General features: G+C 36.0%; 18 protein-coding genes. 3 read left to right on the top strand and 15 right to left on the bottom strand.

The window, feature by feature from the left end; all coding sequences use genetic code 11:
- Window positions 1–170: 170 nt before the first annotated feature.
- Window positions 171–2,480: a tetratricopeptide repeat protein gene (locus tag ACKU4N_RS19195; protein ID WP_321319183.1), complete on the bottom strand. Its 2,310-nt coding sequence runs from the start codon at window positions 2,478–2,480 to the stop codon at window positions 171–173.
- Between the two features lie 92 nt (window positions 2,481–2,572).
- Complete coding sequence (gene murC / locus ACKU4N_RS19190) at window positions 2,573–3,940, bottom strand: UDP-N-acetylmuramate--L-alanine ligase (RefSeq protein ID WP_321319181.1); 1,368 nt, start codon at window positions 3,938–3,940, stop codon at window positions 2,573–2,575.
- 111 nt (window positions 3,941–4,051) lie between these two features.
- On the opposite strand from murC, the gene ACKU4N_RS19185 reads away from it, so the two are divergent.
- On the top strand, window positions 4,052–4,894 hold the full coding sequence (locus ACKU4N_RS19185) for an MBL fold metallo-hydrolase (protein ID WP_321319179.1): 843 nt from the start codon (window positions 4,052–4,054) through the stop codon (window positions 4,892–4,894).
- Here ACKU4N_RS19185 and ACKU4N_RS19180 read toward each other — a convergent pair.
- From ACKU4N_RS19180 to ACKU4N_RS19145, 8 genes are all read right to left on the bottom strand, one after another.
- On the bottom strand, window positions 4,887–5,222 hold the full coding sequence (locus tag ACKU4N_RS19180) for a hypothetical protein (RefSeq protein WP_321319178.1): 336 nt from the start codon (window positions 5,220–5,222) through the stop codon (window positions 4,887–4,889). The two genes, ACKU4N_RS19185 and ACKU4N_RS19180, sit on opposite strands and share 8 nt — an antisense overlap.
- A gap of 30 nt (window positions 5,223–5,252) precedes the next feature.
- A complete protein-coding gene (locus ACKU4N_RS19175; protein ID WP_321319176.1) occupies window positions 5,253–5,696 on the bottom strand; it encodes a hypothetical protein in 444 nt (147 codons plus the stop codon).
- Window positions 5,689–6,147, bottom strand: coding sequence for a hypothetical protein (locus ACKU4N_RS19170; RefSeq protein WP_321319174.1), 459 nt, complete (start codon window positions 6,145–6,147; stop codon window positions 5,689–5,691). Before ACKU4N_RS19170 ends, ACKU4N_RS19175 begins: the two co-directional genes overlap by 8 nt.
- A gap of 32 nt (window positions 6,148–6,179) precedes the next feature.
- On the bottom strand, window positions 6,180–6,689 hold the full coding sequence (locus ACKU4N_RS19165; protein WP_321319172.1) for a thioredoxin domain-containing protein: 510 nt from the start codon (window positions 6,687–6,689) through the stop codon (window positions 6,180–6,182).
- 91 nt (window positions 6,690–6,780) lie between these two features.
- The gene (gene scpA, locus ACKU4N_RS19160; RefSeq protein ID WP_321319170.1) at window positions 6,781–8,937 is read right to left on the bottom strand and encodes a methylmalonyl-CoA mutase; all 2,157 of its coding nucleotides are present in this window, start codon (window positions 8,935–8,937) and stop codon (window positions 6,781–6,783) included.
- Between the two features lie 142 nt (window positions 8,938–9,079).
- Window positions 9,080–10,945 carry a methylmalonyl-CoA mutase family protein gene (locus ACKU4N_RS19155; protein ID WP_321319168.1) on the bottom strand — a complete coding sequence of 622 codons (1,866 nt, stop codon included), beginning with the start codon at window positions 10,943–10,945 and terminating at the stop codon, window positions 9,080–9,082.
- 222 nt (window positions 10,946–11,167) lie between these two features.
- The gene (locus tag ACKU4N_RS19150) at window positions 11,168–12,217 is read right to left on the bottom strand and encodes an endonuclease/exonuclease/phosphatase family protein (protein WP_321319166.1); all 1,050 of its coding nucleotides are present in this window, start codon (window positions 12,215–12,217) and stop codon (window positions 11,168–11,170) included.
- A gap of 96 nt (window positions 12,218–12,313) precedes the next feature.
- On the bottom strand, window positions 12,314–12,655 hold the full coding sequence (locus ACKU4N_RS19145; RefSeq protein WP_321319164.1) for an arsenate reductase family protein: 342 nt from the start codon (window positions 12,653–12,655) through the stop codon (window positions 12,314–12,316).
- A 253-nt stretch (window positions 12,656–12,908) separates the two neighbouring features.
- Here ACKU4N_RS19145 and ACKU4N_RS19140 point away from each other — a divergent pair, with 253 nt between their 5' ends.
- Window positions 12,909–13,115: a DUF6132 family protein gene (locus ACKU4N_RS19140; protein WP_321319162.1), complete on the top strand. Its 207-nt coding sequence runs from the start codon at window positions 12,909–12,911 to the stop codon at window positions 13,113–13,115.
- A 26-nt stretch (window positions 13,116–13,141) separates the two neighbouring features.
- Here the strand turns inward: ACKU4N_RS19140 and prfB are convergent.
- A protein-coding gene (prfB, locus tag ACKU4N_RS19135; RefSeq protein WP_321319160.1) for a peptide chain release factor 2 occupies window positions 13,142–14,240 on the bottom strand; the annotation gives its coding sequence in 2 pieces (ribosomal slippage) (window positions 13,142–14,176 and window positions 14,178–14,240; 1,098 coding nt in all).
- A 396-nt stretch (window positions 14,241–14,636) separates the two neighbouring features.
- Here prfB and ACKU4N_RS19130 point away from each other — a divergent pair.
- Window positions 14,637–15,155: an outer membrane beta-barrel protein gene (locus ACKU4N_RS19130; RefSeq protein WP_321319158.1), complete on the top strand. Its 519-nt coding sequence runs from the start codon at window positions 14,637–14,639 to the stop codon at window positions 15,153–15,155.
- 88 nt (window positions 15,156–15,243) lie between these two features.
- Here the strand turns inward: ACKU4N_RS19130 and ACKU4N_RS19125 are convergent, their stop codons facing one another.
- The 4 genes from ACKU4N_RS19125 to prmC all read right to left on the bottom strand — a co-directional run bounded on the left by ACKU4N_RS19125 (window position 15,244) and on the right by prmC (window position 18,727).
- Entirely contained in the window at window positions 15,244–15,843 is a 600-nt protein-coding gene (locus ACKU4N_RS19125) for a hypothetical protein (RefSeq protein WP_321319156.1), read from the bottom strand.
- 45 nt (window positions 15,844–15,888) lie between these two features.
- Window positions 15,889–17,298 carry an LPP20 family lipoprotein gene (locus tag ACKU4N_RS19120; protein ID WP_321319154.1) on the bottom strand — a complete coding sequence of 470 codons (1,410 nt, stop codon included), beginning with the start codon at window positions 17,296–17,298 and terminating at the stop codon, window positions 15,889–15,891.
- 74 nt (window positions 17,299–17,372) lie between these two features.
- A complete protein-coding gene (locus ACKU4N_RS19115) occupies window positions 17,373–17,864 on the bottom strand; it encodes a regulatory protein RecX (protein ID WP_321319152.1) in 492 nt (163 codons plus the stop codon).
- Window positions 17,864–18,727: a peptide chain release factor N(5)-glutamine methyltransferase gene (prmC, locus tag ACKU4N_RS19110; protein WP_321319150.1), complete on the bottom strand. Its 864-nt coding sequence runs from the start codon at window positions 18,725–18,727 to the stop codon at window positions 17,864–17,866. Before prmC ends, ACKU4N_RS19115 begins: the two co-directional genes overlap by 1 nt.
- Between the last annotated feature and the right edge of the window lie 79 nt (window positions 18,728–18,806).

Genomic DNA, 18,806 nt, shown 5'->3' with positions numbered 1-18,806 from the left:
AGATTTTCTGATCAAAATAAACGAGGCTTCACATGAGGTCTCGTTTTGCATTTTGTTCGTTCTTAAAAAATAAATCAACATTTAATTAATTGAAGTTCGGTCGGTAAATTACAAATTAGGCCATAGGGATTTAAGAAATACAGGTTTGTATTGGTGGAGTTGTACTTCACTTATTGATCTTCTATTTTAGGAACTGAGCCCATCAATTTATCTGACTTAGGAATGGTGATGTAGAAACTACTTCCTTTTCCGTCTTCACTATCGGCCCATATTTTCCCCCCATTTTTCTCAATGTATTCTTTACAAAGCAATAAACCAATTCCAGCACCTTTTTCATGAGCGGTTCCTAATGCAAGGTAATTATTATCCAAACGGAATATTTTGTGGAGATTTGTTTTACTCATTCCCACTCCTTCATCAGAAATATCTAATTCTACCCAATACTTTTTTTCCCGGGCCGAAATGGTAATTTTTCCTTCACGATAGGAGAATTTTATTGCATTGGAGAGTAGATTTTTAAACACTTCGCAGATAGCTGCTGTGTCTGCATATGCCTTGGAAGAGCTGTCTAAATTAAAAATTATCTTAATATTTTTTTCAATAAGTTGTTCCGAAAGCTTTGTTAAACTGTGATCTAAAAGTTCTTTCACATTAAAAAGACGCGGTGAAAATTTTGTTTTGCCGGACTGCGAGGCAGACCATAACAAAATGTTTTCAACAAGATTGTAAGTCTGAAAAGACAAGTCTCTGATGTTTTTCGATAAATGCTTTTGTTCTTTAATTCTAGCCTGATCAAAACTATCAAGAAGTTTTGAGCTCATAAGCTTCATATCAATAAAAGGGGTTCGTAAATCGTTCGAAATAATGTTGAATATTTTATCCTTCGTAAGATTCAAATCCTTAAGTGTTACTTCAGTCTCTTTTAATCTGGAGTTAATTTCTTCCAGTTCATCATTCTTTTCTGTTAAAGCTTGCGTAGCTTCCTTTCTTATTTTGATGTTCCTGTTTGCGATATAACCTATTACTCCTGCAAGAATTATTAAAGCTACAAAAAGATAAATTACTATGCTTTGCTGACGATTGTATGCTTTCAAGGTCTTGATTTCATCTTTGTTTTTAGAAATCTGATAATTAGCCTCAAATTCAGATATTTTATCTTTATCAATCTGATCTATAATACTGTCGTATTGGGTACTCGAGTATTCACGGAAGTATTCCAATGCTTTCTTATAATCTCCTTGGTTCGAGAAATACTCGAACAAATTCTCTGATGCAATTTTTTGCAGGCTTCTGTCTTTGCACAGATTAGCATGATCAAATGCTGAAAGCAAATAGTCTTTGGCCTCCTCGCTTTGGTAATATTTCATTAATATTTCTCCAATGCTGTTCGAGGAATATGCTATTCCTTTGTTATTTCCTATTCTGCGGTGAAGACTAAGTGATATTTTATGATATTCCAGACTCTTGTCGAAATTATTATAGCTTTCGTATAGATTCCCAATTAACGAAAAGACATTTGCCTGTTCCTTTTGATCATTAATCTCATCGTAAATTTTTAAGGCTTCATTGTAGTTCTTTAAAGAAAAATCCAGTTCATTTAGATCCTTGTATACCGTTCCTATATTTTTGAGAGTAGCGGCAATAAATATTTTATTTCCTATTTCTTTTCTTATTTCAAGAGATCTGTTGTAGTAGGCCAAAGATTCATTGAAATTGCTTAATCTCCAATATATTCCTCCAATATCATTTAGCGAAAATGCAATAAGGGTTTTGTCGCCTATTTCTTCTCTAATTTCAAGAGCTTTGGTGTAATAATCGAGTGCTTTGTTTGGTTTATTAAGATTCTTATACACATTCCCGAGATTGTTGAGAGAGGATGAGATGTCCGATTTGTCGCCTAAATCAGATCTTATTTCCAGAGATTTAAGATAAAATTCTAAGGAGTTGGCGTAATCCTTTTTTAGCCAAAAAACACTTCCGATATTATTTAAAGTGTAAGCAACTTCTTTTTGAGTTCCATTTTTCTCTCTTATTTCAAGCGACCGGTTAAGATGAATCAGGGCTTCGTCGTATTTATAGAGTATTTTATATATTTCTCCAATGTTATTCAACGAACTGGCAGTTCCTTTCAGGTCATTAATCGTTTTTCGGATTTCCAGAGCCTGTTTGTGGCAATCGAGCGCCAGTCTAAAATTGTTAACCCGACGATATAAATTTCCCAGATCGTATAATGAAGCTGATTTTTCAGCAGGATCTGCGGAGTTGAGAATGACAACTTCTTTTGCGTAGTCGATACTTTTGTCAGGATCTATATCAATATATAAACGCGATAGTTCTTTAAGTAAACCAATTCTTTTACCACCTTCAGTACTTTTTAATAACTCTTCGGCCTTCTGAATTTGAACCTGAGTTTCGCCCAACACAGCAGTTGTTGGGAAAATCAGAAGAATTAAAAAAAAATATTTAAGCTTACAAAGCATAACAGTCCTGACTTTGGGGTTCATTATACCGTAAAAATAGTATTAATTTATCTTTCGGCAACATAAAGAGATTTGAAATAGTGCACTTTAGCTTATTTTGTATTTACTATAATTTTTTCGGCAAGTTGAGGGAGGTTTACACCTGTAAAGTTTCCCGAACTCATCAATAAAACATTTGTATTCTTAAAATCTATTGAAAGTAAATCTGAGATTAGTTGATCTGAATTAATATATACTTTAAGATTAGTTCCTCCAAACGCTTCTTCTACCTGTTTGCTGGTTATTGGTTCCAGTTTTTTGTGTTCAATTGTTTTCGGATCAAAATACACAAAAGCCTGATCAGCCATACTCATTGTATTTTTATAATGAGGTAGAAATTCTTTCTTCAGGCTGCTGAAAGTATGAAGTTCCATACAGGCAATCAATTTTCTATTCTGATATTGCTTTTTTACAGCTTCGGTTGTTGCCTTTAATTTAGAAGGAGAATGAGCAAAATCCTGAAACACACTGCAGTTATCGCTTTCAGCCAACTTTTGCAGGCGACGGGCGGCTCCGGAAAAATTTTGAATCGATTGGTAAAAATCAAGGTCTTTTATTCCAATACTTTTACAGATATGATAAGCACCCATAAGGTTTTGTAAATTATGCTCCCCAAATATTTCAAGAGCAAATTCATTATCATCTGTAGTTAAAATGGTTTGGTTATTTTCCAGTCTGAATGGATGTGTATTGTATGGAATGTAGTTTACATCATCTCTTCTTTTAGTGAGAATTTTTTGAATGTGCTCGTCCTCTTCAAAATAGATTAAACTCCCATTGGGCTGAATAAGATTTGTGAATGTCTCGAACTGCTCAACATAGTTTTCAAAAGTTGGAAAAACATTGATGTGATCCCAGGCTACACCGGTAATTAATGCGATATGTGGATGGTACAGATGAAATTTTGGTCTTCGGTCAATTGGAGAAGACAAATACTCATCACCTTCGAAGATTGCGATTTTAGCTTCTTTGGTCAACTTAACCATGGTTTCGAAGCCTTCAATTTGAGCACCTACCATATAATCAAAATCAATATCATTTTCTTTAAGAACATGCATAACCATTGATGTTGTAGTTGTTTTTCCATGGCTGCCACCAATTACAATTCTGGTTTTGTCTTTTGTTTGTTCGTAAATGTATTCAGGATAAGAGAAGATTTTTAAGCCTAATTCCTGAGCTTTTAAAAGTTCCGGATTATCAATACGGGCGTGCATTCCAAGAATAATAGCGTCGAGATCAGTATTTATTTTTTCAGGAAACCAGCCCCATTCTTTTGGCAGTATATTGTGTTTTTCCAAACGTGATTTTGAGGGGTTAAAAATTTCATCATCAGAACCTGAAACAGTAAAACCTTTTAAATGCAATGCTATTGCAAGATTGTGCATGGCGCTGCCGCCAATTGCTATAAAATGTACTCTCATTGGTATTCGTTTTAAAAAATTGTATTTTTGATCTGTATTGAATGAATAGGTCTGTAAAGCTGTATTTACAGTGCGATTCAGGATTAAAGATAACATATTTACTTAAAAATAATGGAAATATATAATATAGAAACAGGCAATTTTAAGTGCGATGGAGGTGCTATGTTCAGTGTGGTTCCAAAACTTCTTTGGAGTCGAAAATACCCAAGCGATGAAGATAATTTATGCAATTGTGCAATGAGAAGCATGCTTGTTGTTGACGGGGAGCGAAAAATACTGATCGATAATGGTACCGGAGATAAGCAAAGTGCTGAATTTTTTAAACATCATCATTTGAATGGAGAGGCTGATTTATTGTCTTCTCTTGCGAATATTGGTTTTCAGCCAACAGATATTACAGATGTGGTTTTTACTCATTTGCATTTCGATCATTGTGGTGGTGCTGTAAAGCATAATGAAAAGGGAGATGGTTTCGAACTGGTTTTTCCGAATGCCACACATTGGGTGAGTAAAACCCAATGGAACAATTTTAGCAGCCCAAATATTCGTGAAGCTGATGCCTATTTTCAGGAAAATATTGTTCCAATAAAGGAGGCTGGCAAATTGAGGTTTGTAGAGAAGGAGGGAGAATTATTTCCTAATTTTGAAGTTAGATTAGTGAATGGTCATACTCCAGGTTTGATGGTTTCTATTATTAAAAATGAAAACTTTACCATTGTGTTTGCCGGAGATTTTATTCCTACAACGGCTAATGTTCCTGTAAAATGGTTGGCCAGCTACGATTTAAATCCAATTGCATCATTGCACGAGAAAGAGGTTTTTCTAAAAGAAGCTGTGGAGAATAATTATATCTTATTTTTTCAGCACGATATAGTAACTGAGTGTTGCAGCTTAGTACAAACGCCCAGAGGTATAAAAGTTGATAAATGTTTTTCTCTTGCTGATATTAAATAACACTTAATTTGTTCTGGTAGCCATATTCTGCCAGAACATTCTCTATTGTTATTAGTCTCTGAACAGTCGTTTTTCTGGTGCCAAAATCTTTGTAAGATGAATTAAGAGAGTGCAGATAATACTCTAATACTCGAAGTTGAGTCGTAAGAGTTGAGGATTCAAATTTCTTTTCCAAATCAAGATGTTTTATTCCATGCTGATCCATTAGTTCCTGCACAAAATATCCTGCCCGGGTAATCCTTTTGAATAAATTGAGCTCATTGTAGACATGTAAAACCATCAGACTGGTCAGAAGTACGAGAAAAACTATTACAAGTAGTGCCGGCATATCGAAGGTGTTAGTTTAATAATATTTAACTTACCAGCAGTTTACGATGGTTTTCTGAAAAAGTTTTATTGTGAATAGTATTAATGGTCTGAAGGCCAGATAAAAGCCTGTTAATGACAGTGTGATATCCATTAAAATAGCAGGTTTCATCAACTGAAATTTATCGTTAATCAACGAAAATGATAAAATCCTAAAAATGAACTGAAAGGCAAAAAAAAGAAAAATATGTAAGCTGTAAGGGTTGAATGTCTTAGCCAGTGGAAGATCACCTCGCACAATTGCAGAGAAGCTTCGTGACAGACCGGTAGACGGACTTATTTCGTTTGTAATTTGGGTGTAAAAAGAAGGTATGGGATGATTGCATTCTTTAGGAGAAAACAGAGCAGAATAAATAAAAATGCAAAGAATAATTCCGGCTAAAGAGAGGTTAATTATTTTGTAATTCTGTTTAGCCGAATATTGAGAATTACTCATTATCAATTTTAATTTCGATGTTGATGCTGTCTGTTTTAATATGAATCGAATCAACACAAACCTCATCGAGTTGTTCTTCCAATTCTTGTAAGGCATCTTGTAAATCAGCATTGTGAACAGATTCATCAATCACTTCTTCGATTACATCTTCTACAAATCCTTCAATTTCATCTTCGTTGAGGTTGGCAATTCCGACAACAAAAATTAACCATAAAGATGCGACTAAAACACCAATAATTGAGACAATTAATGCTCCGATATTAATACCACGTGCACCATTTCCCCGATTGGCCTGGCTTAGTCCAACAGCACTTAAAATAATTGCGATTACTCCAGGAACAAGTGCAATAACTCCAACACAGGGAATAAATCCTATCATTAAAGTTATAATACCAAGTATCAATCCAATAATTCCTAATGTTTGTCCGGCATTTGTTCTCTCTTGTTCCATGATTGTGTTAGTTGGTCTAAAGGATAAAGGTACTAATTTTTTGAGATTATTAGTAAAAGATCTTTTTCCAAAGATTTTTTTGGACTTTCGATAATCCGACCTATTTCCTTGCCATTTCGGCAGATGATGGCCGTTGGAACATTGGTAACCTTATTGGCTTTTGCATCAAAATCCGGTGAAGATTTGCCGGAGTCTAAAGCATTCATATTTAATTGATCGAACGGAAAATTTATTTCTTCCAGTATTTTGATGAAACGAGGTACTTCTCTATGACTGTCGTGACACCATGAACCGATAATCAGGTGAATTGATATATCTGTTAGATTTTGTTCCCGAAGCTCATTTAGAATCGTTGTGTCCGGCAGATAAGAATCGTGCTCCGGAGTGTACCAAGGGGAACAAATATCCATGTTAAATGCATCTAAAGTCAGTTGTCCGAAAAGAATCTTCATCTTGATTCGGGAATCTTCTTTGGTTTGGTTTTGTGCAGAAATATTCAAAATTATTAATGAGAGAAAAAGAAGAATGGCTGGTCTTTTCATAAAGTTTGAAGTTTTAATTTAAGCTAAAATTTAGCACAAAAAAAAGACAGGAACATGATTCCTGTCTTTAAATATAATGATAATAAAAGAACTAGTCTTTGTATTGCTCAATTAGGATATCCAACATTTGGATAGCACATTTTGATACTTTGGTACCAGGACCAAATACACCAACAACACCAGCTTCGTATAAGAAATCGTAATCCTGAGCTGGAATAACACCACCTGCAGTAACCATGATATCTTCGCGGCCCAATTTTTTCAATTCCGCGATAACTGCAGGAACTAAAGTTTTGTGACCAGCAGCTAATGAAGAAACACCAACGATGTGTACATCATTTTCTACAGCTTGCTTAGCAGATTCCTCCGGAGTTTGGAACAAAGGTCCCATATCCACGTCAAATCCTATGTCAGCAAAACCAGTAGCAACAACTTTACCACCACGGTCATGACCATCTTGTCCCATTTTTGCGATCATGATACGAGGACGACGTCCTGTCATTTCTGCAAATTGATTTGCTTTTTCTTTCGCTATTGCGAAATCAGCATCTTGTCCTGATTCTGATGAATATACTCCTGACACGGTTCTAATTACAGCTTTATATCTACCACAAACTTTTTCACATGCATCTGAAATCTCACCTAAAGAAGCACGTAATTGTGCAGCTTTAACAGCAAGATCCAATAAGTTGCCTTCACCTCCGTTTGCACAAGCAGTGATGGCTTCAAGAGCAGCTTGAACAGCTTTATCGTCACGGTTAGCACGAAGCTTAGCCAAACGTTCAATCTGAGCAATACGTACAGCAGTGTTATCTACTTCCAAAATATCCAATGGATCTTCTTTCTCCAAACGATATTTGTTGGTACCTACAATAGTTTGAGTGTTCGCATCAATTTTAGCTTGAGTACGTGCAGCAGCTTCTTCGATACGAAGTTTTGGAATACCAGACTCGATCGCTTTCGCCATTCCACCTAATTTCTCAACTTCTTCGATGTGAGACCAAGCCTTATTTACTAACTCTTGAGTTAATGACTCAACGTAGTAAGAACCTGCCCAAGGATCAACAGCTTTACAGATGGTAGTTTCATCCTGAATAAAGATTTGAGTATTACGGGCAATACGTGCAGAGAAATCGGTTGGCAATGCAATCGCCTCATCCAAAGCATTGGTGTGAAGAGACTGAGTGTGACCCAATGCAGCAGCCATAGCCTCGATACAGGTACGTCCAACGTTGTTGAAAGGATCCTGCTCAGTTAATGACCAACCTGAAGTTTGCGAGTGAGTACGTAATGCCATTGACTTAGGATTCTTAGGATTGAATTGTTTTACAATCTTAGACCATAGCAAACGACCCGCACGCATTTTAGCAATCTCCATGAAGTGATTCATTCCGATAGCCCAGAAGAAAGACAAACGGGGAGCGAATGTATCAACATCCATACCTGCAGCAACACCTTTTTTCAAGTACTCCAAACCATCAGCAAGAGTATAAGCCAACTCGATATCTGCTGTAGCACCTGCTTCCTGCATGTGGTAACCCGAGATAGAAATGGAGTTGAACTTAGGCATGAAATTCGAAGTGAATTCGAAGATATCAGCAATAATTTTCATTGAGAAATCCGGTGGGTAAATGTATGTGTTACGCACCATGAATTCTTTTAGGATATCGTTTTGGATAGTACCGGAGAGTTCTTCCAGTTTAGCGCCTTGCTCCAAACCTGCAACGATGTAGAAAGCCAGTACTGGAAGTACTGCTCCGTTCATTGTCATAGATACTGACATCTGATCCAATGGAATTTGATCGAAAAGGATCTCCATATCCAAAATAGAGTCGATAGCAACCCCTGCTTTACCAACATCACCAATCACACGGGGATGATCTGAATCATATCCACGGTGAGTAGCTAAATCGAATGCTACAGAAAGACCTTTTTGACCAGCAGCAAGGTTACGACGGTAGAATGCATTTGATTCTTCAGCAGTAGAGAAACCTGCATACTGACGAACAGTCCAAGGACGTAAAGGATACATCGCTGAATAAGGTCCACGTAGGAATGGTGGCAAACCTGAAACATAGTTCAAGTGCTCCATGCCTTCTAAATCTTCCTTGTTAAAGGCTGTTTTAACAGGAATTTGTTCTGGTGTCATCCAAGATTTTTCAATGCCGTTTTCTTTTTCCCATTCCTGAGATGTTGTCGCAGCTCTTTGAGATGACTTGATATTTATATCTTTAAAATTTGGTTTCATTTCTTTTTAGATTTTAGATACAAGATTTTAAATATGAGATGATTTACATCTTGATTAAGAATCCTGAATCAATTTTTAGTAATCTAATATTTGATTTTTAATATTTTGTGAGATTTTACATCTCACATCTCATATCTCAAATCTATTTAATACCTAGCTCGGCTTGATATGCTTTCAACGTTTCAAGAACGTTAGATTTCACGTTGATAAAGTTCTCAATACCCTTGGCTTTTAATTCATCAGCACATGCCGGAGCACCTGCAACAACGGTAATTGCTTCCCCTTTAAGAGCTTCGTAAACTTCAGGAACGATAGTTGCATATTCATCATCAGAACTACAAACAACAACGATCTTGGCACCTTTTTCAGTTACGAATTTTACACCTTCTTCTACTGATTTAAAACCGTTATGATCTTCAACATCAAATCCGGCACAAGCGAAGAAGTTACAAGCAAACTGAGCACGGGCTTTACGCATGTTTAAGTTTCCGATAGGGAACATCATCACTTTAGGACGACCATTTGTTTTGCTGTAAATATCAGTTTTGTTACGAAGAGTTTCGAAAGCCTGAGCACCACGATATGGTTTAAGAGTTTCGCAAACAGCATTCGCTGCAGTTTTATCTGCAGGAGCAAGAACTGTCTCAGGAAGAGCTTCCAATACTTCTCCAAAATTTGGGAATTGGTTGGTTCCTAAGAAATTCTCCTGGCGTGTAGCAATTTGGAAATCACGTTTCTGTGCAGTTGCTTTGATCGTAGATTGAACGAATCCTGCTTTGAAGGCTTCAAGGTATCCACCTTTGTCTTCAACAGTCAGGAATAGTTTCCAAGCTTCATCAGCAATTGATTCAGTCAATGATTCAATATAGTATGAACCTGCAGCCGGATCAGCAATTTTAGCCAGATGCGATTCTTCTTTTAATAATAATTGTTGGTTACGGGCAATTCTTTCAGAGAAAACAGAAGATTCAGCAAATGCAGAATCGAAAGGTTTTACTGTGAATGAATCAAGTCCACCTAAAACAGCCGACATTGATTCAGTTTGAGTACGCAGCATGTTCACATAAGGATCATAAACAGTTTTGTTCCATTCTGAAGTTTCACCATGAACATTCATTTTGCAAACTTCTTCGTTTGAAGCACCAAATGCTTTAACGATGTTAGCCCATACCATACGTCCGGCTCTTAACTTGGCAATCTCCATAAAATATTTAGAGCTGGTTGCAAAGTTGAAACGGATTTTTGGAGCTACCTCGTCAACTGAAAGACCTGCATCAATCATTTTGCTTAGGTATTCAGCTCCAGCAGCTAAAGAGAAACCTAATTCTTCAACAATTGAAGATCCTGAGTTGTTGAAAAGGCTTCCACCTACTGCAACAACTTTATAGTTAGGAAGAGCTTTAGCAGCTTCGATAGCTTCTTTTAAATAATTAAAAGAACTTTCTTCTGACTGACAGAAGTTACCAACAGTACTGAATCCTGAAAGAGGATCGATAGAAATTCCTCCATTTAATTTATCAAGAGCGATCCCTTTTTCGGTTGCAATTGCCTGTAGGTTTTTGATTAATTCAACAGAGCCGTGAGATTTTTCGAAGTTGATTTCTACACAATCCAGGAAAATACCATTTAACAAAGTTGCTAATTCATCTTTGCTTAGGTCTTTCCAATTCAATACGAATCCAATTGAGTCGATACCTTTGTTCAGAACATCAAGAGCTTTTTCGTTAGCTGCTTTCACATCCTCTACAATGATATCCTGACGAACCAACCAATCATTATTGTCTTTTTTATTACCACGAACATAAGGAAAATCTCCAGGATAGGTATTCATGAAGGCTTTGTCTTCCATGTTCTCCAGTCTGTAGAAAGGCTGTACATTGAATCCTTCATTAGTTCTCCAAACCAACTTTCTATCAAAGTCAGCACCTTTAAGATCTTTAGTGATTTTGTCAATCCACTCTTGAGTAGATTGAGGAGCAAAGTCACTAAAAAGTTTATTATCTGCCATAACTGTAACTGTTTAAAAATTAGAGCCTAAAAATAAGGCCTTTTTATCATTTAAGGAAGGTTTTAAAAATGTTCTTAATCATACTTTTAAAACACCTTGGAATTAGGAATTATTAATTAAGATTCATGAATAAAATAGGATTTCCGGTCAATTAAAAATGGAATTGTCTGGAATTAAATAATGAGTTAAGATCTTATGACTTACCCATTAATAATTGCTGACTCATAGTTTATAATTTACAACAATAGGTGCATGATCAGATGCCTGCATCCATTGTTGAAGTGTGTTTCCGCTATTTTGAACAAGGTGGCCATTGGTAAATATATAATCGACCTTTCTATTCCAGTACCCGTTTTTATCTGTTGTGTGTGTAAAATGCTTAGAATTGTTCTCTTTGTATTCTTCCAAAGGAATTGCCGCTTTATAACTTTTGTAAAAAGGCATCATCCATTCTGTTTCGGAGCTGTAATTATCCGCATCAAAATCACCATCGGTGCATGCAGAATCATCGAATTTACTGGTTTGTCTGCTAAATGGAGGAAGAGAGTTAAAATCACCGCCTAAAATGAATGTTTGTCCTTTCTGATGAATTGAATCGACGTAATTCTTTAAAATATCCAGTTGATTTTTCTTGGTGTCATCATTGGCATAGGCCGATAGATGTGTTGTTAAAAGTTTAATTGCCTCACCCTTGTGTTCCAGATTTATTTCCAGAATATTCCGTTTGAGATAAAAATAACGAACAATGAAATTTTGCGATTGAATAAGAGGCAGAGGAGTTCGTTTCGCATCGGTAAATTTCCATTTGGATAAAATGGCATTGCCCGAATCCATTTTTCCGATGCCGTCGCTGGGGATGTGTTTGGCTTTCCATTGTGAGGCATAGGCCGCATAATTAAAGTCGGTATTGTTGACCAGATACTGAACCTGATCAACAAAAGCACTTCGTTTTGCATTCACATCGGCTTCCTGAATAAACAGGATATCGGGGTTTACTTCACGGATTTTTTCAGAAAGCACGCTCATGTTATCCAGCACTTCTGATTTTTCCATAATAACCCGGTCGCCATGGCAATCGAAAAAGAAATCAATTCTTCCACCGCCAAATTTGATGTTCCATGTCATTACTTTTAAGGTATCCGGAAAGGCGAATTCTTGTTTTTCCGGACTTTCGTATAAGGATACCTCTGTTCCAATTTTGGTTTGAAAAGGATCGCAGGCTACGCTTAGAAGAGACAGGAAGACCATGTATATTTTTCTAAATTTGTTCATGTACTTAATTAATTTCTGTGTGTGAAATTTTATAAAGGCAAATTAAGTTGGTCGATTTAGAGGTTGAAATGTGAAATGAATCAGGAAATGGATGAATTAAAAAATCTCATCCATTTTTTCAGCTGGCACAGCAAATATTCCTTTGTGGTCTTTAATAACAATGGGGCGTTGAATTAGGTTTGGATATTCAATTAATATTTTGATCCACTCATCGGTATTAAAATTTTTCCCTTTAAAATCGGTTTTGTATAATTTTTCGTGAGTGCGGATAATTTCCCAGGGTTGTTTCGTCATTCTCATCAATACATCAGCAAGTTCGGCTTCGGTAAACTCATCTTTTAGATACAAACGAATTTCAGGTTCCAGACCTTTGTCTTGTAAATATTTTAAACCTGCTCTACTTTTGGAGCAACGCGGATTGTGATAAATTTTCAACATTTTTATTTCTGTTTTACTGTTTAAAGTGATACAAATATACGGCTTTCGGGAATAGTATGGGAAATAGAATTTGTGTTTTCAGAATTACTGATGATTTAATGAAAAATTGATTGTTTTTTTGAATGAAATAGTGCCATCAATATCAGATTTGTATTTTGCAGCTTATTTATTTAATGAAAAGAATTGTCTTCATCACGACTATTCAATATTCTTTGCTAAGTTTGAATTATATAAATAGATACATATGTTTGAGATGGTGAAAAAGCTAATTAAAAATAGAAAATTTGAAATTATAGGAGGGCTGCTTGGTCTGCTGGGTGGATTCCTTTACTGGAAATATGTTGGTTGTGTTTCAGGTACTTGCCCCATTCAGTCCAATTGGTACACAATGGTGCCTTACGGTTTACTTTTTGGTGTGCTGATAGGAGGGATGTTTAAGCCCAAACAAACAAAAGAGTAGGGACCTTGCATGCAAGATCCCTACTCTTATTTTTTATCTTCCTCGCTGAATTCCATTAGGAATGCTTTGATGAATCCATCCAAACCACCATCTAAAACGGCTTGAACATTAGAGGTTTCGTGGCCTGTTCTTACATCCTTAACCAGTTTGTAAGGCTGCATTACATAGGAACGAATTTGTGAACCCCATTCAATTTTCTTTTTTGATCCTTCAATCTTGTCAGTTTCTTCCTGACGTTTTCTTAGTTCCAATTCGTATAGCTGCGATTTCAGCAATCGAAGTGCATTTTCGCGGTTTCCAAATTGGGAGCGGGTTTCGGTATTTTCAATGATGATTCCGGTTGGAGCATGTCGTAACCGAACACCTGTTTCCACTTTATTTACATTTTGTCCGCCGGCACCACCCGAACGGAAAGTATCCCAACTGATATCAGCAGGATTGATTTCAATTTCGATGGTATCGTCAATGGCAGGATAAACATAGACCGATGCAAAAGTAGTCATTCGTTTGTTGGCCGCATTAAATGGAGAAAGACGAACCAAGCGGTGCACGCCATTTTCGGATTTTAAAAATCCGTAAGCAAAATCACCTTCAAATTCGAGAGTTGCCGATTTAATTCCGGCTTCGTCACCTTCCTGATATTCCAATGAACTTACCTTATAGCCATGCGCTTCACCGTAACGCAAGTACATTCGGTAAAGCATTTCGCACCAATCACAACTTTCAGTTCCACCGGCACCAGAATTTATTTTTAGAATGGCTCCCAGTTTATCTTCCTCTTTTCGGAGCATATTTCTTAGCTCAAGAGCTTCAATTAAGCTTTGTGTTGCTGCAAATTGTTCGTCTACCTCCTCTGGCGATGCTTCTTCTTCCTTGGCGAAATCGAATAATATCTGAAGGTCGTCAATTGCTTCTTTTGCTTCATTGTAAGAATCAACCCAGGATTTAAGTCCTCTTACTTTTCGCATTTGAATTTCAGCCTCTTTTGGATTGTCCCAAAATCCGGGAGCCTGAGTTCTCAATTCTTCTTCCTGTATCTGAATTATTTTGGCATCAACGTCAAAGATACCTCCTTAACGCTTCCGTGCGTTCCACTAAACTTTTTAGCTGGTCTGATGTGATCATTTTTGTAAATTATTAATTGAAGTGTAAAGGTAATAAACAAAGAGAAAGGAACAATTTGAAAAGAAGGTGTAATGTTGTTTTCAGAAAAAATAAATAACACTTCGATGAATATTTTAAGATTCAGCTTTGCAAAAGGAAATCAGAATTATTTTGGCATCAACGTCAAAGATACCTCAGATTACTTTTTTTGCACTTCTGTGCTGTATTCCGGTTAGTCTAAATATGATCGCGGAAAAGAAATGGGTTTGAATATGAGCTTGTTTCGTTTGTATAGATATAGGTTTAGTATACAGGTAATAGGTGTTGATTTAAATTTGTTTGTTTATTGTGAAACAATTAAATTTCATATTGTCTTCGATATTCGGAGTAAGTAATTTTAAACCTAAAACTAAAATTATGAAAAAGAAAATTTTATTTCTAATTGCTGTTGCCGTTATGATTTTTGCAGGCCTTGAAGCAAGTGCACAGATGAAATTGGGCGGAAATTTGGTTATGGGCACTAAGCTTTCAATTGATGATGACGGAAGTGAAGCGGTGGCATTTGGAATTGGAGTTAAAGGCTTGTATGAAATAAACGAATTATTTTCAATTGCTCCCGGCTTCACCTATTTTTTCCCAAGTTCTCCTGATGGATTAGATTTGACTGAATATGTGTTGGATGCAGATGTACATTGCAATTTCGTAAAGGAAGAGACTTTAAAAGTATACGCCATAGGAGGTTTAAATTATTCTTATGTCGATGCGTCGATAGATTTTGGCGAGTTCGGAACTTTTTCAGGTTCCGATTCAAAAGTTGGTTTGAATTTAGGTATCGGAGCTAGAACGGGTGGTGATGTTCAGTTTTTTGGCGATTTTAAATACAACACAGCTTATGAGAATGTTAACCTGGCTGTTGGTGTACTTTTTAATATTTAGATTATAGTATTTTTTTGATTTTAAAATGGCCATTTCTTATGAAAGAAATGGCCATTTTTTCAGCTTATATTAGAATGTTGTTTTTTGCTTAGAATCCTCTTTGCTGAGCTTCCAGTTTTTGCATCTCGGCATTAAAAGTTTCTTTGAATTTCTCGTAATCGTAATCAACTTTTAACTTGTCATCCTGCGATAATTTTTGGTTGATTGCTTCCTCCAAATCTTTTGAGCTCATCTCCAGGGCAATGTATGTTTTGTATTTGTTTTCACCGGTTTTGGTTTGCTTTTCGCAAATTACTTTGATGTTGTTCAATTGTTGGTTGATCACCTCACGGGTTAAACCTTCAAAACGTTCTTCAACTTGCTCAACATTATTTAATTCTGTTGAGTTCACGTAGTTGTCAATTGTACCTTTTATTGTAGACTGAATTAGTGTCGCCAGTTCGGCACGGGCATTGGTGCCGGCTTTCTTTTTAGATACCATCTGATCTAAACTTTCGCCAATAGCAGAAGCTCTGAAATTATTTTTATCACTCTGAAAATCAGGGCCGGTACAATAAACTTCAATCAATTCTTCGCCTTGTGCTTTTGTAGTAACTACTTTTTCAGCCGATCCGCAAGAACTCATTCCTGCAACCAGTAAAATTCCTAATCCAAGGAATAAGCTTTTGTGTAATTTTCTTGTTTTCATGTGTGTATTATTTATCGTTATTTTTTGTTTTGGAATATGATGATTTTATAAATCAAGTTGATTCAGTTTAGGGACAATCGTGTTGTTTATTTCATCAACAGCTTGTTCGTAAGCCTCTTTCACTGCATAATCGTAACTGATGGGCTTCATGCCTTTCACTTCGTATATGGCATCATTGAAAATTTCCAGGCCTGTTTTAACATCGGTAAGCGAGAAAAAACAATCCAGATACACAATATATACTTTGTAGTTGCGGCCTTCTTTAATTTCACCTTTTGTTACATTGGTATTGATATCAAGAATAACTTTGGCCTGATCTTTATTATTTGTAAATGAGAAGAAATTTTCAGACAATTCTTTCTTTAAATTGTTCTCTAAAATTCCGCGTTTAGAGTCTTCTCCAAATATCTTTTCGCTAAAATTCAGGTACGCTTTTAGTCGTTCTACATTTAAAGTGATTTTACTTTTAGGTGCCGATTCTTCAGTGAAGAAAAGTTTGTTTAATTCGTAATTTTCGTTGCTTTCATCCAAAATTGATGAAAGATCGAGAGAAGCAGTAATTTCCTGCAGTTTTTGCCGCGAGCTTACTCTCGACAATTGAGAAGATGCATAACCAAATTGGTCTGTCGAAACATTTCCATTCAAAATACCTGCACCTTTTGTGAATTTAATTTCCAAGGGCAATTGAGAAATCATTTTTTCACCTTCATCGGCCAGCCAAACAGCTTTTACCAGAATTGGTTCTTTTTGCGAAGTTGATATTTCGAGCTGAATCGTCTTTTTGACCGGAGTAAGTTGTGTTCGGTTAAAAATGTTTTGGATGGAATTATAAATATCTGTTCCTAAATTGATAGTTCCATCCAATGTCATTACGCTAAGATCTTCATCCAAATGATTTTTTATTGCATCAAGTGATTTTGCGTAGTAATTTAATGCTTGAAAAAGGTCGAGTTGTTTTTCGTATTGTTTGCCTTCTTCGAAATAGCTTTGAGACAGTTTTTTTGCTTTGTTTAGTTTCACTCTTTTTAGCAGAGCATACTGATTTTTTGACAATTGATAGTAAACCCAATATTCTCCTTCTTTTTTATTGTCCCAGGAAGCAACCATTTCGTATCCTTCCAGATCCTGCACAAGAGAGGTTTTAATATCTGCTTCAAACTCTTCTTTAAAACTCGTGTTGTTTTCGAACTGATGCAGAACAGAATTGGATGAAATAGAGATGGAAATTTCGGAACATAAATCCTGTAGGGCTTGATTTTTAGCCAATTGAATATAGCTTGTTTCATTGGCGTCTTTCTTAACTACGGCTATGCCAATATAGTATTCTGATGAAACAGGACGCTCTTTTACCCATTGCGGAGGTCTGCGTTTGGCGGCTGTAGTATTTGACGAACAGCTCACTATAAATGTAAGGATAAAGGAAAAGTGCAGTAAGGTGCGTAATGATTTAATCATTTTTATGATTTTGGATTTTTGTTGTTTAAAGATAATAATTGTAAACAATAAGGATGCCAAAGTTAATTTAAAATTTAGTCCTTTTTCGAAATTAATTTATCAATTATCTGAAGAGAAAGCTGAGATTCAAAACCTCTTCCTTGTGCAAATCGGAATAATTTGGCTTTTAGTTGATAAGGGTCTTCCTCTCGAATGGTTTTTATCTTACTGTGTAGTATGTCGTGAAGATTTTGGGCGTATTCGTTTTCATCTAATTGGTCTATGGCATCAGATATAATGTATTCCGGAATTTGCTTTTGTTTCAGATGATGAGCAATTTTTATTCGTCCCCATCGGTTGAAACGGAATTTATCGCGAACGTAAAAATTGGTGTAACGTTCATCATTAAGGAATTTTTCGTCAATCAATGTTTGAATAATCTGATCCTGATCGGTCGATGAAATTTCCCATTCACAAAGCTTTTTACGAATATCAAAGCAGCATTTTTCTTGTCTGCTGCAAATAAACATGGTTTTTGATAAAGCAGATTCGGCGCTAACTTCTCGTTTCTTCTTTTTGTAATCCATCAATGCGGTTTTATAGCTGAGACCATTCTGTTTTTTCCGTTGATATCTAACCTTAGGCGTATGCTGCTGAATCCTTTTTGTTCCAAAAGCGCTATCATTTCATTTCCTAAACTTTCGTTGATTTCAAAATAAAGCCGCCCGCCTTTTTTCAAATGCAGGAGAGCCATTTCTGCGATGGTTCTGTAAAAAATTAAAGGATCGTGATCTGTCACAAATAATGCTGAATGAGGCTCATGATCCAGAACATTTTTCTCCATTTGGTTTTTTTCGGCTTCGGTTACGTAGGGAGGATTGCTTACAATAATATCAAAATTGTCCCAATCAAAATTCTTCCAGTTTAGGATGTCCCGATGAAAAAAATGAACATCAACCTGGTTGAGTTCGGCATTTTCTTTAGCCTTCTCAATTGCCTCTGCCGAAATATCAGCAGATGAAACGCGAGCATTTTTTAAATTTTTTGCCAGCGAAATGGGAATGCAGCCACTGCCGGTTCCAATATCTAAAATTTGTAAACCTTCTTGTCTGTTTTCATTGATGATAGCATGAACCAGCTCCTCAGTTTCTGGTCTGGGAATTAAGGTGTGTTTATTTACTTTAAAAGTAAGATCGTAAAATTCAGTTTCTCCTAGTACGTATTGAATGGGTATATTCTTTGTAAGCTCTTGTGTATAGTATTTAATTTGCTGAAAAAGTTCAGGGCTGATTTTCTCAGCTTTGTTAAGCTGAATTTGAGTTTTCGAATATTTCAAAACATATTCAAGCAGAAGGTAAGCTAAGCTTTCTGTTTCTCGGGCATGATATAACTCCTCGAGTTCTTTTTTTATGTAATTTATTGTAGATTGTATTGTGTTTGATGGAGTCATTTGACTTAGGAATATTGGTTCAAAATTGAATCTTTTAAATGTAGAGGAATTGAAAATTAGTAATTGATTACTTAAAATA

The sequence above is a fragment of the Labilibaculum sp. genome (assembly GCF_963664555.1).
Lineage (GTDB): Bacteria > Bacteroidota > Bacteroidia > Bacteroidales > Marinifilaceae > Labilibaculum.
Note: the sequence above shows the minus strand (reverse complement) of the source record. Positions and strands in the feature narration are given on the sequence as shown.